This is a genomic window from Martinezella lusitana (assembly GCF_010668395.1).
In the GTDB taxonomy this organism is placed as follows: Bacteria; Pseudomonadota; Alphaproteobacteria; order Rhizobiales; family Rhizobiaceae; genus Rhizobium; species Rhizobium lusitanum_A.
This window is the reverse complement of the sequence record NZ_WUEY01000024.1, coordinates 42690-59140: the sequence shown is the minus strand read 5'-3', so window position 1 is coordinate 59140 and position 16451 is coordinate 42690. Positions and strand designations below refer to the sequence as shown.

General features: G+C 58.6%; 14 protein-coding genes and 1 pseudogene. 9 read left to right on the top strand and 6 right to left on the bottom strand.

Going from position 1 to position 16451, the window contains the following annotated elements; genetic code table 11:
* The first annotated feature begins 39 nt into the window (after positions 1 to 39).
* The 8 genes from GR212_RS31165 (at position 40) to argE (ending at position 8686) form a co-directional block, all read left to right on the top strand.
* A complete protein-coding gene (locus GR212_RS31165; RefSeq protein WP_163992873.1) occupies positions 40 to 1233 on the top strand; it encodes a M20 family metallopeptidase in 1194 nt (397 codons plus the stop codon).
* A complete protein-coding gene (locus tag GR212_RS31160) occupies positions 1230 to 2873 on the top strand; it encodes a 5-guanidino-2-oxopentanoate decarboxylase (RefSeq protein ID WP_163992871.1) in 1644 nt (547 codons plus the stop codon). Before GR212_RS31165 ends, GR212_RS31160 begins: the two co-directional genes overlap by 4 nt.
* Positions 2870 to 4228 carry an FAD-binding oxidoreductase gene (locus GR212_RS31155; protein ID WP_163992869.1) on the top strand — a complete coding sequence of 453 codons (1359 nt, stop codon included), beginning with the start codon at positions 2870 to 2872 and terminating at the stop codon, positions 4226 to 4228. Before GR212_RS31160 ends, GR212_RS31155 begins: the two co-directional genes overlap by 4 nt.
* A gap of 95 nt (positions 4229 to 4323) precedes the next feature.
* Positions 4324 to 5115 (top strand): ATP-binding cassette domain-containing protein, encoded by a 792-nt coding sequence (locus GR212_RS31150; protein ID WP_163992928.1) that lies wholly within the window; start codon positions 4324 to 4326, stop codon positions 5113 to 5115.
* Between the two features lie 2 nt (positions 5116 to 5117).
* Positions 5118 to 5810: an ABC transporter permease gene (locus tag GR212_RS31145; protein ID WP_163992867.1), complete on the top strand. Its 693-nt coding sequence runs from the start codon at positions 5118 to 5120 to the stop codon at positions 5808 to 5810.
* 5 nt (positions 5811 to 5815) lie between these two features.
* Positions 5816 to 6553 carry an ABC transporter permease gene (locus GR212_RS31140; protein WP_163992865.1) on the top strand — a complete coding sequence of 246 codons (738 nt, stop codon included), beginning with the start codon at positions 5816 to 5818 and terminating at the stop codon, positions 6551 to 6553.
* 155 nt (positions 6554 to 6708) lie between these two features.
* A complete protein-coding gene (locus tag GR212_RS31135) occupies positions 6709 to 7458 on the top strand; it encodes an ABC transporter substrate-binding protein (protein WP_163992926.1) in 750 nt (249 codons plus the stop codon).
* Positions 7459 to 7525: 67 nt separating this feature from the next.
* Positions 7526 to 8686 (top strand): acetylornithine deacetylase, encoded by a 1161-nt coding sequence (gene argE / locus GR212_RS31130; protein ID WP_163992863.1) that lies wholly within the window; start codon positions 7526 to 7528, stop codon positions 8684 to 8686.
* Here argE and GR212_RS31125 read toward each other — a convergent pair.
* The 3 genes from GR212_RS31125 to GR212_RS31115 form a co-directional block, all read right to left on the bottom strand.
* A complete protein-coding gene (locus tag GR212_RS31125) occupies positions 8678 to 9604 on the bottom strand; it encodes a LysR family transcriptional regulator (RefSeq protein WP_163992861.1) in 927 nt (308 codons plus the stop codon). The genes argE and GR212_RS31125 overlap by 9 nt on opposite strands.
* A gap of 285 nt (positions 9605 to 9889) precedes the next feature.
* Positions 9890 to 11104, bottom strand: a complete 1215-nt coding sequence (locus GR212_RS31120; protein WP_163992859.1) for a pyridoxal phosphate-dependent aminotransferase — start codon at positions 11102 to 11104, stop codon at positions 9890 to 9892.
* A 22-nt stretch (positions 11105 to 11126) separates the two neighbouring features.
* Positions 11127 to 12641, bottom strand: coding sequence for an aldehyde dehydrogenase family protein (locus GR212_RS31115; protein WP_163992857.1), 1515 nt, complete (start codon positions 12639 to 12641; stop codon positions 11127 to 11129).
* A gap of 129 nt (positions 12642 to 12770) precedes the next feature.
* Between GR212_RS31115 and GR212_RS31110 the strand changes: the two are divergent.
* A pseudogene (locus tag GR212_RS31110) lies at positions 12771 to 13355 on the top strand (SOS response-associated peptidase); the annotation flags it as partial.
* Positions 13356 to 14185: 830 nt separating this feature from the next.
* Here GR212_RS31110 and GR212_RS31105 read toward each other — a convergent pair.
* The 3 genes from GR212_RS31105 to GR212_RS31095 form a co-directional block, all read right to left on the bottom strand.
* Complete coding sequence (locus GR212_RS31105) at positions 14186 to 14950, bottom strand: SDR family NAD(P)-dependent oxidoreductase (RefSeq protein ID WP_163992855.1); 765 nt, start codon at positions 14948 to 14950, stop codon at positions 14186 to 14188.
* 40 nt (positions 14951 to 14990) lie between these two features.
* Positions 14991 to 15575: a helix-turn-helix domain-containing protein gene (locus GR212_RS31100; RefSeq protein WP_163992853.1), complete on the bottom strand. Its 585-nt coding sequence runs from the start codon at positions 15573 to 15575 to the stop codon at positions 14991 to 14993.
* A 108-nt stretch (positions 15576 to 15683) separates the two neighbouring features.
* Positions 15684 to 16448, bottom strand: coding sequence for an SDR family NAD(P)-dependent oxidoreductase (locus GR212_RS31095; protein ID WP_163992851.1), 765 nt, complete (start codon positions 16446 to 16448; stop codon positions 15684 to 15686).
* Positions 16449 to 16451 lie beyond the last annotated feature (3 nt).

Below are 16451 nucleotides of genomic sequence, written 5' to 3'. Positions count from 1 at the left end.
CCTTCATTGTCGACAGTAGACAAATTTGAGGAAGCTTGCATGCTGAAGAATACTGCGGGAGCCGCAATCGACGAGGCCATCAACCACCCCGACTTGATCGCAGCTTGCCAGAAAGTCGTGCAGATCGAGAGTTTGACCGGCGACGAGGCAGAGGTCGCGCATTTCGTCGCCAGCCAGATGCGCGCACAGGATTTCGACACAGTCGAGATCGACGCCAACGGCAATGTCATCGGAACAGTGTTCGGCGACGGCAGCGGTCCGTCGGTCATGGTCAACGGCCATATCGACCATGTACCTGTCGGCGCGATGCAGCAACCCTTCTCGGGCGAACTCGTCGATTCCTCCCGTTGGGGCGAAAGCGGAATGGCGATATTCGGTCGAGGCTCCTGCGACATGAAATGCAATGTCGTCGCCGCAGTCCATGCCATAGGCGCTCTGAAACGCGCCGGTCTGAAACCGGGCGGCGATGTGATCATGGTCGCCGATGTCGAGGAGGAAACGGATTCGCCAAACGGAGTAAAGTCCGTCATCGAACGCGGCCTGCGAGCCGATTTCGGGATTTCGGTCGAGTCCACCAAAGGCCAAGTCTATCTTGGCCATCGCGGCAAGCTGGAGTTCGAGGTGAAGTTTTTCGGCCGTACCTCACATGCCTCCGAACCGTCGGACGGCACCAATGCCATCTATCTCTCAACCGCCTTCATCGATAGACTGCAGTCCTATGCCGGCGGCCTACGCCAGGATGATCTGCTCGGGCCTGCCACGGTCACGATTACCGGCATGCATTCGTCGCCGGACAACGGCACTGCCGTCGTGCCCGACCTCGTGACCATGCGCGTCGATCGTCGTTACGTCCGCGGTGAAAGCCCGACGATCTGCCAGAGCGAGATCGAGGGTATTCTTCGAGCGACGAACACCAACGACGCGGAATGGAGCGTGGCGCTGATCAACCACTACCCATTGATGTACACGCCCGAGGATAGCCCTGTCACCCAGGCGGCGATCCTTGCCGCCGAAGATGTCGATGGTGTCACCCCGACGATCGCCGCCTGGCGTTTCGGCGTTAACGGAACCTTCATGAACGAAGGCCGCATACCCACGATCGGCCTTGGGCCGGGTGACGAAAAATGGGCCCATACGCCCGAGGAGCATATCGGCACCGCCGATATCGTCAACGCGACGCGGAAGATCGCGCGCGCCCTGCTTGCCGTCACGAAAGGTGGTGACGTGAAATGAGCACTGCGATCGACACCGAAAAGACCACCACTGTTGCCGACGCCATACTTCGGCTGATGGAGACCTATAAGGTAGATACCATCTTCTCCATCCCCGGCGTCCATACGGTCGACTTCTACCGTTCGCTCCCGGATCGCAAGATCCGCCATGTGACCCCACGGCATGAGCAGGGTGCTGCGTTCATGGCCTATGGCTACGCTTTCGCGACCGGCAAACCGGCAGCCTGCATGCTGATCACCGGCCCGGGCGTACTCAACGCTTCGACGGGGATTGCGGAGGCTTACGCGGACTCGATACCGATGCTGGTGATTGCGGCAAACAATCTCGTCGCGGAGATCGGCGTCGGGCGCGGCGCGCTGCATGAGACGAGATCGCAGTCGGCGGTACAAGAGCAAATCGCGGCTTTCTCGCATACCCTTCTCCATGCAGCGAATATCGAGGAAATCTTCCACCGCGCGATGTCGCTGATCGATATCGGCCGGCACCGCCCGTCGCTGATCGAAGTGCCCCGCGATCTTCTCGCTTCGGCGGCGCCGATACCCTCAGGGAGCAAGCCGTCCGTGTTTCGGCCGGGTCCGCAGCCGACGGCCATCGCCGAGGTGGCGAAGATGCTGGTTGAAGCCAAACGACCGCTGATTATTGCCGGCGGTGGCGCGCGCTTTGCCAGCGACAAGGTGCAGCAATTGGCGCGCCGGCTCGGCATTCCTGTCGTGACCACGAATACCGGCAAGGGAATCCTCCCTGAAGGCGACCCGCTGTCGCTTGGCTCCGCCCTGCCCTTCGAAGCGACAGCCCAGGCAATCGCTATGGCAGATGTGGTTCTTGCCGTCGGCACCGAACTCGGCGAGACCGATCTGCTCTACACCTGCAGGAGTTATGCAATCGGCGGGAAGCTGATACGCATCGACATTGATCCGAAGCAACTGACGATGAACTACCTTCCGACGATCGCACTTCTCTCCGATGCCGGCCTGGCGCTCGAAGCCATTCTCGCTGCCTGTCCGCAAGCCTTGTCGTCAAAAGCAGCTGAAGATCGAGTCGCCAAGCTGAAATCCGATATCGCTGCAGATGCGGGCTGGTCCATCGAATCGCCCAAGCATAAGCTGGTGCTCGACAAGATCGCCGAGACCTTGAAGCCCGATGCGATCATCTGCGCTGATTCCACCCAGCTTGCCTACACGGGAAATCACTATTATCCGTCCGGGACACCAGGCACCTGGCTCTTTCCCAACGGCTATGGAACGCTTGGCAGCGCCATGCCGGCAGCGGTCGGCGCCAAGATCGGTCGCCCGGATCGCCAGGTACTTGCGATCGTTGGCGACGGCAGCTTTCTCTACTCGATCGAGGAGCTGACCACGGCCGTCGAGAACCAACTCCCCTTGCCGATCATCGTTTGGAACAACAGAGCCTATGGCGAGATTCGCGACACGATGATCGCATCCGGCATCCCGACGATCGGGGTCGATCTCTACACACCCGATTTCCTGACAATCGCCCGCGGGTTTGGCTGCTGCGCGGTGCTGATCGAAACCATGGCGCAGTTCGGCGAAGAGCTTGAGGCTTCGTTTACTAGAGACCGGCCAACCATCCTTCAGATCGACAGCGATGCAGAAATCTTTGCGGACCTTGCAGCGAGATGACGATCGAGGAGATCAGACCGGCGCTTGAGGCAATCGTCGGCGCAGCCCATGTGCTGTCGAGCCCGGATGGACCACGTCTTGTCGTCCGGCCCGGCACGACTGATGAAGTCTCGGGTTGCCTTGCATTCGCAAATCGACACTCCATTCCTGTGGTCACTCTAGGCGGGCTGACTGGACTGGTCCGCGGCACGGAGCTTTTCGGCAACGTCGTCGGAATCTCGACCGAACGCCTGAACGGTGTCCTGGATTTCGACCCATTGCGTAGGCAGGTGACCGTCGGAGCCGGGATTAAGCTCGAAGAGGTTCACCGCTTTGCCGAGCGGCACGACCTTCGCTACGGCGTCAATTTCGGTGCTCGGGGCAGCTGTTCGATCGGCGGCAACATCGCGACCAATGCCGGCGGCAATTCCGTGCTGCGCTTTGGGATGACGCGCGCGAATATCGCCGGTCTCGAAGCGGTTCTGGCCGACGGTCGTGTGCTCTCCGACCTGGGCGGTCTCGTCAAGAACAATACTGGATACGACCTGAAGCAGCTTTTCATCGGCTCCGAGGGCTCGCTGGGCATCATCACCAAGGCAGTTCTGAAACTCAGCCGTCCATCAGTCGATACTGCAAGCGTTCTGCTTGCTCTCGACAGCCTCGATGATGCGCTTGCCGTGATGAGCGTGCTGGAGCTGAAATGCGGTGTCTCGCTTCTCGCCATGGAGATTATGTGGAACCGTTATTTCAAGACGGCAGGTGCCCTCGCCCTCAGGGGCTCGCCGTTGCCGCTGGCAGATCATCATCCGCTCTACATACTCGCACAGGTCGAAGGTGCCGGGAACGGCCCTTCAGCAGAAGACCTCGTCCTGGGTGCACTGGAAGGTATTGATTTCATTCCGGACAGCGCACTCGCAAGCTCGCAGGCGCAGCAGGAGGCGTTCTGGTCGATCCGTGATGGCTCCGAATATATCGAGGCAAGCCACCCGACAGTACTGTCATTCGACGTCAGCATGCGGCCTCAGGATTATTCCACTTACGTCGCGGGGGTAGAGGACGCACTAAGCCGAAGACTGCCTGAAGCGATCTCTTATTATTTCGGCCACCTTGCGGATGGCAATGTCCACTTCATGATCGCGCACGATAACAGCATTGATCATGCCGACGAAATCATCGAAGCCTGCGTTTACGAGACGCTTTCCGTCTATTGGCCGAGTTCCGTCTCCGCCGAACACGGAATAGGCCTAGAGAAGGCGGAGCATCTCTGGCGATCGCGGTCGGAAGAAGAGATTGCAGTGATGAACGCGGTGCGAAAGACCTTCGATCCGAACGGCATTCTCAACCCTCACATCCAGTACCGGTCGCGTCTAGACTAAGCGGCGCGCCCAGCTCAAACCGTTGTTTGAAGCATCGAAAACCCGCCTCCCCTCTCCGGCAGCTAAGACGGAACAAAACAAACATAGAGGGAATGATGACGACATATCCGGTTGGCGGGGCCGCGGAGGCCTTGAAGATTGACGGCATTCACAAGAGCTTCGGCCATATCGAGGTTCTGAAGGGCATATCACTGACAGCGCGTGACCATGACGTCATATCGATCATCGGGTCTTCCGGCTCCGGAAAAAGCACTTTTCTCCGTTGCATCAACCTGCTGGAGCGTCCGTCGTTAGGTTCCATCCGCGTCCGGGGCGAGGAACTTGCGCTGACGTCGCATCGCCACGGCGGGCTGAAGGCTGCAAACGGAAAGCAGCTTGCGAGGTTGCGATCTAGGCTCGCGATGGTGTTCCAGAGCTTCAACCTTTGGCCGCATCTTTCCGTTCTGGAAAATGTCATCGAAGCGCCGATTTCCGTGCTCCGCGTCCCGCGCAAGGAAGCGATCGAGCGCGCCGACGCAACGCTCGCCAAGGTCGGCATGTATGAACGGCGTTCATATTACCCGTCACATCTCTCCGGCGGGCAGCAACAGCGCGCCGCCATCGCCCGGGCGCTTGCCATGAACCCGGATGTGTTGCTGTTCGACGAACCGACCTCAGCTCTCGATCCCGAGCTTGTCGGCGAGGTGCTGAAGGTCATGCGGGCGCTCGCGGACGAAGGCCGCACTATGCTAGTCGTGACCCACGAGATTGCCTTTGCTCGGGATGTCTCGACCGAAGTCATGTATCTCCGTGAGGGGCTACTTGAAGAACAAGGGAAGCCGGAAGATATCCTGCTCAACCCTCGCTCGGAGCATCTGCAGAAGTTCCTCGCACGAACGAGGGCGTGAGTATGCTTGATCTCGTCGAACCCTACCTGCCTCTCATTCTGAGCGGCACGCTCGTCACGATCAGCGTTGCCATTCTGTCTCTTTCAGGCTCGCTCCTGATCGGGCTTGCCGGAGCCTTCCTCAGCCTTGCTGGCAATGACTTCTCCAGACGAATAGTCACCGTTTACACCACGCTCATCCGCGGCATCCCCGATCTCGTTCTGATGCTGCTTTTCTACTTCGGCGGACAGATGCTGCTCAACAACCTCGGCGCGGCGACGGGACTATGGGACTATGTCGAAATCAGCGCCTTCGGAGCAGGTATCGTGACGATCGCCGTCATCTTCGGCGGCTACATGGTCGAGACTTTTCGTGGCGCGGCGCTGGCAATCCCCAAAGGCCAGATAGAAGCAGGGCTTGCCTTCGGCCTGTCGCGCCGGCGCCTCTTTACCCGCATCATCTGGCCACAGCTCCTCGGCTATGCGCTGCCCGGCATCGGCAACAACTGGCAGATCCTGATGAAGACAACTGCACTCGTTTCAGTCATCGGTCTGCAGGACATGGTGTTCAACAGCTTTCAGGCAGGGCGGGCGACCCGACACATGTTCGTCTTTATGGGCGTCGCCATGTGCCTCTATTTGGTCATCACCATGATTTTGGGCTTTGTCATTCACGCACTGACCCGCCGCTACAGCCTTGATCCGGCAGCGAGGTGAACGTCATGCTCCAGACCATCACCGACTTCAGCAGCAACAGCTCACCGATCGATTTCGTTCTGATCCTGTCGCAGTGGCAGCTCTTTGCCCGCGGCCTCCTCAATACGCTGATCCTGTTCGTTGTGACAGCTACTGTCGGCGGCATTGTCGCCCTGCCCCTCGGCGTCGCTCGCGCTTACCGCGTTCCAGTGCTGAGCCCGATCATTCTCTGCTACACCTATGTCTTTCGCGGCACGCCGCTGCTGGTCCAGACATACATGCTCTACTACGGTGCCGGCGAGCTCGACTTCGTGCGCGACAGCGCTGTCTGGCCCATGCTGCGGGAAGCCTGGGGCTGTGCTTTCATCGCCTTTTCGATAAACACCGCCGCCTATGTGACAGAGATCATCTGCGCCGGCATTCGTGCTGTCCCGTCGGGAGAGGTAGAAGCGGCCAAGGCCTGCGGCATGCGGGCGCTGACACGGCTGCGGCGCATTCTTCTGCCACGCGCCTTCCGCATCATGCTGCCCACCTATTCCAACGAATTGATTTTTGCGTTGCAGGCAACCGTCGTTGCATCGACCATCACCATCATCGACGTGCTTGGAGCCGGGCGCACGCTGAACGGTATGTACTACCTCGCCTATGAGGGCTTTTTGACGGCGGCGGTGATCTACGTTTGCCTTACCTTCGGCTTGGCACGGCTGTTTGCCTTTCTCGAGGCAAGGCTCAACCATCATCTCCGGCCATGTACGACAAGCTAGAGCCTTTCATGCTGAACTCGTCATCAAACATTGGTTTTAGAATTCAGCATCGCCTAGCAGCCGCCCGCCGATAGAGTTTCCCTGCACAATCAGTGCCACCATCAAGAAAACCGGCATTTCAGAGGGATAACGTGAAAAAAATTCTTGCCACATTCATGGTCGTGCTCGCCGCGACCGTCTCACTCAACCCCGCGTCGGCGGAGGAAAAGCTTCGCATCGCGACAGAAGGCGCATATCCGCCCTTCAATCAGCTTGAGCCCGATGGAACGCTTTCAGGCTTCGACGTCGATATTGCCAAGGCGATCTGCGCTGACATGAAAGTCACCTGCGAGTTCATGAAGCAAGACTGGGACGGACTCATTCCCGGCCTGCTGGCAAAGAAGTTCGACCTTATCGCCGCATCGATGACGATCACCGCAGACCGCAAGAAGAAGGTCGACTTCACCGAGAAATACTACCAGACCCCCTCGCAGTTCAGCGCCAGGAAGGGCTCCGGCCTCGGCGTCGATCCGGAGAGCCTGAAGGGCAAGACGATCGGCGTCCAACGCGGCACCATCCAGGCTTGCTACCTTGAAAAGTTCTATTCCGGCAGTAGCGTGAAGGTCTATCCGAGCCAGCTCGAAGCCTTCAACGATCTGGTGGCAGGCCGCGTCGATGTTGTCTTCTCCGATCGCGTTGGTGCGCAGGAACAACTGCTAAAGGGGCCGGATGGCGCCAACTACGAACTGCTTGGTCCGGCACAGAAAGATCCTGGCTGCCTCGGCGAAGGTGTGGGTATAGCGCTGCGCAAGAACAGCGATGACTTGCGGACAAAGATCAATACGGCGATCCAGCATATCCGCGCCGATGGGACCTATGCCAAGATCAATGCAAAATACTTTGCTTTCGACCTCTATGGTGATTGACAACTGAGACGGGCGTCAGTTTGTCCAAGGACGGTCTGGCTGACGCGCCTGTCATAGCGTGATGGATATGATGCAAGACCGAAACACCCTCTCGATCCTCGAACGGCTGGTCAGCTTTCCATCCGTCTCGCGCGATTCCAATCTCGATATCGCCGAATATGTCGCCATGTTTGCGATTGAGTGCGGCGGCCGGGTCGAACGTTTCCCTTCTCAGGACGGCGTCAAGGAAGCGCTGCTGCTCGCTTTCGGACCGAGCGTCGAGGGCGGTGTCGTCTTGTCGGGTCATATGGATGTCGTTCCGGTCGACGATCAGGTCTGGACTTCCGATCCTTTCCGGCTTCGCCAGGCCGATCAGCGCCTCTATGGCCGCGGCGCAGTGGACATGAAAGGCTTCCTGGCGATTGCGCTCGCCACCGCGGGAGCGGTCAACCTCAAGAGGCTATCGAAGCCGCTCTACCTTGCCTTTTCCTACGACGAAGAAACAACTTGCCAAGGCGTCCGACCGGTCGTTGAGCATATTCGCCGCTCCGTGCCGACCCCCGCGGCCGTAATCGTCGGCGAGCCAACTGAGATGCGGCTTGTAGGCGCCCACAAGGGTGCTGTCGACTGGTCCGTTCGCGTCCGCGGAAAGGCTGCCCACTCCAGCCGTCCGCATCTCGGCGCCAATGCCATCCACGCTGCCGCCCACATCATCGCCGAAATTGACGCAATTGGCCGCGAGCTGCAGGCCAAGCCGTCGACTTTGGGAGAGCTATTCGATGTGTCCTACCCCACGGTCTGCGTAGGCCGGATAGAAGGCGGGACTGCAGGCAATGTCATTGCTTCTGAATGCACATTTCACCTCGAGATGCGCCCGCTGGAAGCGGGCCAGGATGCGTACGTCGCCCAAAGGGTGCTGCGTTTTGCGGAAACGGAGATCATTCCCGAACTGAAGCGAACCGCGCCAGAGGCGAGCGTCACACTCACTATGCTCGATTCGATACCGCCGCTGGTAAGACAGCCGTCCAGTACGGCCGAATGCCTGATCGGCACGCTCGCCGGCTCTGATCACGTCGAAGCGGTCTCCTACGTGACGGAGGCCGGGATTTTCCAGTCAATCGGCCTTCCGACCGTAGTCTTCGGGCCCGGCAGCATCGAGCAGGCCCACCAGCGTGACGAATACATCACCATGAGCCAGTTTCGTGAAGGCGAGAATTTTTTCCGCAAGCTTGCGGAGACCCTATACTGATTGCTTCAACGCTGCCGATGCATCCAGCACATCCTTCCTCAGGGTGTTGAGAAGCACCGATTGCCGATCGCCTTTCCGGGTGACCAGAAAAACCGGCCAATCCACGTGGAAACGCTCCGGGTTGATCTTGCGCAGCAGTCCGCGTTCCTCCCAAGCGGCAGCGTAATGATCCGGCAAATAGCCGATATGCAGGCCGGTCAGAATCAGCTGCAGGGTCGCCTCGGTGTGCATCGACGAAACGCTGGAATTCCAGTCGGTTTCGACCATTTCCTGCTTTTGCGTGACGAAACCGCGGCGGATGAAGTCGACATCGGCGAGCTGCTCATCGGTCAGGTCGAACCGCGCCGCCTCGAAAAGCGGATGAGCCCGGCCGCAAAACATGGAGATGCTCTCGGTATGAAGTTGCTCGTAAAGGAGGTCCGTAAGATCCGATCGACTGCCGGTGATACCGAGGTTACATCGCCCATCGTATACCGCCCGCTCGACGTCGTTAGATGGCACGACGTTGACGGCGATCTCCACGGAGTTCGGCCGCGATCGAAACCGCTGGAACGCCAGTATCACCGGATTGAGCGGGTCAGTGGCGATATTGTCCATCTGCCAGACTGACAGCTCACCCATCAATGTGCCCTTGGCGCCGGCAACCGTCGTGCGAAAGCTGTTGAGCTCGGTAAACAGCCGCAGCGTCGCTTCGTAAACGACAACGCCCTCCTGGGTGAGTGAGAAGCCTGCCGGCCCTCGCGTACAAAGTTTGATACCGAACCGTGTTTCGAGGTCCGAGATATGAATCGAGATTGTCGAGCGGCTCAGATTGAGGGTCTCTTCTGCCGCAGCAAATCCCCCGCACTCCGTCACGGCCTTGAAAACTTTAAGAAGCCGGATGTCGACCCTATCGAGCGGCGGTATGTCAAAGCGCATGAAGCCTCTTTCCTGCAGCTATCCGGCCATAACTTAGCGCAGAAGGATGAGGATTTCGCTTCCAGACTGGCTTCAGCACGACTGCATCTTCAGAAAGATGTTCTCCGCCTCATCCGGTCGGGACGTTGTTCCGTGGTCCCTCTTCAAGCACCCATACTTCGCGTAGATAAGACTCGGACGAGAGCTTGCAGGACGTGGCAGACCATAAGCGCAAATGCTGAGGGCGCAAAATATCCCGATCATGCAGATGGCAATGGTTCTCTTTGAGATCATGATTGCACCTTGTCAAATACCAGAGCAGAAGCGTGATAGCCGCTCCATGCCCTTGCGGATTGTCTCATCCGATCCCGAAAAGGAGATGCGGACGAAATTCTTCATCTCCGCGCCAAACGCAACGCCAGCGACGATGGCAAGCTTCTCCTGCGCATAAAGCTGCTCGGCAAATGCGGCACCTGAAAGTCCGGTCGCACTGACATCGATGAAACAGAACATGCCCCCTTCAGGCCGCGTGAACACCAGCTGAGGAATGCCTGATAGAGCGGTGAGCATCAGGTCGCGCCGCCGCTTGAGTTCGTCGGCGAAAAAGTGCATTTCCGCATCCCCCGCGGTTTCCAGCGCCAGGGCTGCGGCGTCCTGGATGAAGGTCGGAGAGCCGAACAGCATGCACTGGGCAAGATTTTCTAGATGCACCGCCGCGGATTTCGGGCTGAGAGTCCACCCCAATCTCCAACCGGTCATGGCATGTGACTTGGACAAGCTGTTGACAATGATGGTCCGCTCCATCATTCCGGGCAACGAAGAGACGGACAGGAACTCACCATCGAAGACCGTGCTGCGATAGACCTCGTCGCTGATGACCCAGAGATTGTGGCGGTCGGCGAATGCTGCGACGACCTCCAGATCCTGTCGGCTGAATACGTAACCGCCCGGATTGTTGGGGGAGTTGAGCAGTATCGCTCGGGTGCGCCCGTTGATGGCGGCACCGAGAATTTCCTCCGAAATCTTTTGGCGCCCATTGTCCAGCGCCAGCATGACCGGCCGCGCGATTGCTCCGCCAACTCGGATCGATGCTTCATAGGTTGCATACCATGGCGCCAGGCAGATCACTTCATCACCGGCCCCGGCAACCGTCATCAAAGCTGCAAACAGGGCATTTTGCGCTCCACCAAAGACTATCGCTTGCTCTGGCGACCAGCCGTAGCCATCGAAGCGTCTTTGGGCTGCTGCAATGCTATGGCGCAGCGCCGGCGTGCCCGGCACGGGCGCATAGTGGGTGCGCCCCTCGCGAATGCTGCGGATGGCTGCCTCGGAGATACGCGTCGGCGTATCGAAGGACGTATCGCCGAGGCAGAGACTGACGACATCTTCACCGCGATCCAAGGCATCCGCCGCGGCATCGGCGATTGCCCAACCGGCAGACCCATCGCTGGCGATCGCACGCGTGTGTTCCGAAAAACGGCGCAGGTTCTCCTCCACCTGCGGTTGGCGCAGTGGCTGCATTTTCAATTCCTCCTATGACACATCAGCTAGCAAGCTGGACGTAAATACTCTTGGTGGTCAGAAAGCCGTCCAGCTGCTCAGGTCCCATGTCCTTGCCGAATCCGGACGATTTGATGCCGCCAAACGGCATGGCTGGATCCAGTATTCCGTGCGCGTTGATGTAGACGTTTCCTGCCTTGATACGCCGCGAAAGCGCGATCGTCTCATCCACATCCTGCGAGTAGATGGCGGCCGCCAGTCCGTAAATGCTGGAATTGGCCCGCTCCACTGCGTCATCCAGCGTTTCGAACCACGCGACACCGAGAACTGGACCGAAGATTTCCTCGCGGAAAATACGCATATCCTCTGCGCAGCGGTCAAAAATCGTCGGACGCAGGATATTGTCCTGGCGATACGGAATGTCTTTTCCCTCGCCGGTAACCAGCGTCGCGCCCTGCGCGTGCGCGCTGCCTATGTGCTCCAGTACGCGAGCACGATGGTTTGCCGAAACCAGCGGCGTGATCTTCGACTGCGGATCGAGACCGGGGCCGATGGGCAAGTTTTCGGCGCCGGCTTTCAGCTTGGCGACCAGCTCCTCATGGATATCGGCGTGGGCATAGATGCGCGAACCCGCATCGCAGACCTGGCCCGAGTTCATGAATATTCCAGACAATATGGCATTGGCGGCTTTATCGGTATCCGCTTTGGCGGTGACGATGACAGGCGACTTGCCGCCCAGTTCGAGCGTCAGGCGCTTCATGCTATCGAGCGCCGTCTTGCCGATCGCGGCACCGACGGCGCTCGAGCCGGTAAAGGAGAGCTTGTCCACCCCCGGATGCTGTGCCAGCGCCTGCCCGACAACATGACCGAAACCATTGACAATATTGATGACGCCGTCCGGAAAGCCGACCTCCGTAGCAAGCTGGGCCAGTCGCATCGCTGACAATGGCGTGAGTTCCGAAGGCTTACAGACAACCGTGCAGCCGCAGGCGAGCGCCGCTCCAAGTTTCCACGACAATATCTGGAGCGGGAAATTCCAGGGTATGATCGCCGCTACCACCCCAAGCGACTCTTTCACGGTATAAGTCAGCGTCTCTCCGGGCAACGCAACGGCGCTGGTTGTTCTGCCATCGAGCTTGCTCGTCCATCCGGCAAAATACTCAAAGTTCGCGATCGCTCCTGGAACATCGATGTAGCGCGCATCGGATATGGCTTTGCCGACATCGATCGCTTCGAGATGCGCGAGAAAGTCAGCATCGGCCTCCATCGCCTCCGCCAGCCGCAGGATGAGCTTCTGGCGCTCGAGAGGCAACAGCCGACCCCAAGCCCCGTCGAACGCCTTCCGTGAGGAGCGCACCGCCTGGTCGACAATCTGCAAATCCCCGGTGGCAAGTACGGTCAACATCCTTTGTGTGAATGGCTCCACGAGATCGATGGCATCCTGAGCCGACAAGATTTCACGCCCGTCGATGAAATGGCCGACAGGACGGTTGACGAACGATACGACCTCCGCGGGAACCGAAAATCGTTCGAAATAGTCTTTTACATCTCGATCCATTGGCTCTCCCATCCGATAGCACCACATCTAACGACGGCATGACGCAACTGAAATGAGAGAATGCCAAACCGACGTTTGACAATGCACCGAGTTATTTCATCGTCCTTACAGCGGGGGGATGGAGCGCTGATGTGCAATCTTTATCGAATGGAAGACAAGGACTGGGTGAACAAGTGGGCTCAGGACGCCGAGTGTCTGTTCAACCTGATGCCTGCCTATCAGATGAACCCGGACCAGATGGGGCCGATCGTCCGAAACACAGCAGACGGAGGCAGGCCGCTCATCCATGTCCGTTGGAGACGTCCCTCCCCAAGGTTCGTCCTTGAAAAGGCAGCACAAGCCAAGGCCGAGAAGTTGCGACCCAAGGGCAAGGAGGTGGATTTCGAGCAGCTGGTACGCGAGCAGGTCGATCGTGACGTCACCAATGTCCGCAATCTGAAGCTTCTGCATTGGAGGCGCTGGTTCGGCGTCGAGAACCGCTGTCTCGTTCGCGTCACCAGCTTTGCCGAACCCGATCCGGCAAGTCAGGAGGACGGCGGCAATGTGCCGAACGCTGGTTCGCGCGCGATGAAGCCAAGCCGCTGATGTTCTTTGCCGGCATTCATGTTCCGCAGTGGACCTCCGTGCGCAAGGCCTAACGACCTCGTCAAACCCATTCATGGTAAGGCCATGCCGGTGCTCCTGTTGACCAAGGAAGAGACTGGTATCTGGATGTTTCTCGCCGGAGCGGCCTGAGATCGGGGCTGTCCGTCGGGGTCCAGATGTAATCTCCGGTCAGGCTGATATGCTGCCAGCCGAGCGGTGCTTGAGGCCAAAGTCAATCTAGGTCCCGAGACTAGCCACCGGGTAGGGCTTCCCGTAGGTGATACAGGTTGGCGCCAAAGACAAAAGGGCAACCCTTCACAGATGATTGCTTGTACACTGGCGCTATAATGAAATTGGAGACCATCTGTCCATTCCTTCTGGATTTGCTGTCCGAATATAATTTCGCTGCTTCGTAAGTTGATATGCCCCCGATAAATTATGCCCTTTAGAGGGGTTCAAATCAAATGGCCGCCTGACACCATTGCGTCGAGAGGAAAGACTTGTAGCCGCCGCTCTCGCCCGGAGGCTGTCAAAGGCGCAGGCGGCCACGCTCTGTGGCATTTCGTTGAAGATCCGTGCCGCCGGACCAAGCGGTTCAGACTATCCAGTCGTACGGCGATGTTGATCGCGTCCCGCAAGCAGCCCGCGAGAAACGGGCAAGACACTTGTGAACGGATCATCAGTCTTCGCCGACAGCGCCTGGCCGGCAAGCACATCGCCGTGGGGACCGGCCCTCTCTCCCTCGCCATTGTCAGGCGTGCTCAGGCGGGCCAGCAAAGTCAGTGAACGCGGGATTCGGAGTTGAAGAGTTAATCTAGCGTCAAGGACACATATAGGTTCGTCAAAAACGGAGCTTCCCCATCTTAAGCGATGCTAGGTGCGGAGGCCTCCTCAAACCGAATATAGTATCGCGGCCGTTCATTTCAGACGCATGCTGGGAATATTGATCCGATCGCCATTCACTTTGCAAGATATCCGCCATCCGCCTCAAAGCATGCGCCTGTGACGAAGGACGCGGCATCTGACAGCAAGAAGAGGATCACATTGGCGATCTCGTCCTCCCTTCCAAGACGTTCCATGGGATGAAGCAGCGCGGCGGCTTTCTTCTTCCCTTCGCTCAAATGAGCAAGTAACGGCGTTTCGACGAACCCGGGCGCGACAGCATTGATACGGATGCCCTGCGTTGCGTGGTCAAGCGCGGCGGCTTTGGTAAGGCCGATCACACCATGTTTCGCAGCCGTATAGGCTGGCTGACCGGCGAAGGCGCGAAAACCCATGATCGACGCGACATTCACGATGGAGCCGCCGCCTCGTGCCAGCATTGCCGGAATTTGAGATCGAACCGCATGAAAGACACCTGTCAGGTTTACGGCCATGATCTTATCCCAGTGTTCGACTGGATACCGGGCCGTCTCGCAGCGTGGAAGGTCGACGCCAGCGGAATTGACCGCCAGGTCCAGTCCGCCGAAATGGCTAACTCCGCACATCACAGCCTGCTCCACGCTCGCCATGGAGGCCACGTCGACCGAAAGAGCGAGGACGTCCTTTGTGCCAAGCGTTGTGGCAAAAGCGGTAAGCCGCTCCGCGTGGCGATCGGCAAGGACGAGGCTGGCGCCCATCTTGGCGAGTCTTCGGGCGGTCTCAGCGCCAATTCCAGAAGCAGCCCCTGAAACAAACGCAACCTTGCCGGCAAAGGACGCAGACGCTTGAGTGGAAGATATCATAGCAATATGGCCTTTGCGGCGGTCTCAAAGCGGGTCGAAGCTACTGGTATACTCCAACCCAGATGATGATCGTCGGTTGGGTTTTCGATGGATTGCGGGAATGATAGGTAGAGGAGCGACTGAAGCAGTAGCTATCACCTTCGGAAAGTTCAAACTTCTCCTCGTCGATCCACAGCTCCAGGCGCCCTTTCAAGATATAACCATATTCAGCGCCCGCGGTCGGCACGTTTTTGCGTTCCGTCTCGAGCCCCGGCTCGAACGTGGACATCATGAATTCGACGTTCGAATCGAGTTGCGGCGTCAGAAGCTCGGTTCTTGCTCCTCGATGCGACATGAAGCGACGCTGGTTGCCCCGGACGATGAAATTTTTCTCTCGCTCGGCTTCCGGTTGCTTTTCTTCCAGATCGACGAACCAACTCATCGGAACGCCGAAGATCGTACAGGCGGCGTAGAGATCTTTCAGCGTAGGCTGCGAGAGGCCCCGTTCGAGTTGGCTGACGTACCCCGTCGAACGGTTCAAACCATCGGCGAGTTGCTGGATGGTAATGCGGCGTGACCGCCGCAGTTCACGCAACGTCTTACCGACGTGATCCGGCGTCTTGGCCTCGGCAACGGATTTGGGCATCGTACATAACCTGACAAGTTCACTTTCATGATGGAATCGAGCAAATACTTCATGAAGTCAATGCTACCCAGAATTTACTCGCGGCCTCGGGCCGATTGTCCCCACCTCTCATCCAAAGGTGCCCGCCGTCGTGCCGCCATCGAGCACATAAATCATTCCGTTGGCGTAGCTCGCCTGTGGCGATAACAGATGGACAACGGCATCGGCGACCTCCTGCGGCCGCGCAAAACGGCCAAGCGGCACGCGCCGCTCATAGAACGTACGATCATAGCCGCCGCTCTCTTTCAACAGAGCCTCGGCCATCGGCGTATCGACAAAGGATGGGCAGACGACATTGCTACGCAATCCTTGCGGACCATGATCGAGCGCCATGCAGCGGATCAGGCCAATGACACCATGCTTAGAGGCGCAATAGGCGGCATAGCCACGCGATCCGCGCACGCCGGAATCTGAGCTAATCGCGACAAAAGCAGATACGCGACTGCGTAACAGGTGCGGAACCGCATGCCGCGCCAGCAGGAACGGGCCTGTCAGGTTAACGGCCAGCGTTGCATGCCACGCTTCATCGGAAAGAGTCGTGACATCGCCTTTACACGCAATGCCTGCCGCGGCGACTACCCCAGAGAGAAAGCCGTGCGTATCGACCGCCCTGTCTACCGCGGACGCCACGTCACAATCCGAAGAGGCGTCAGCCGCCCTGTCAAGCACAGCCGCGCCCTTATCCCGACAGGCATCCGCGACCTCGGACAATGCGGCCGCATTGCGATCGAACAGCGTCAGCGCAACACCGCTCTCGGCCAATGCAAGCGCGGTCGCCCGCCCGATCCCGGAGGCAGCCCCGGAGATCAGGATGGAGGTGTCACATTCCAGCATGGA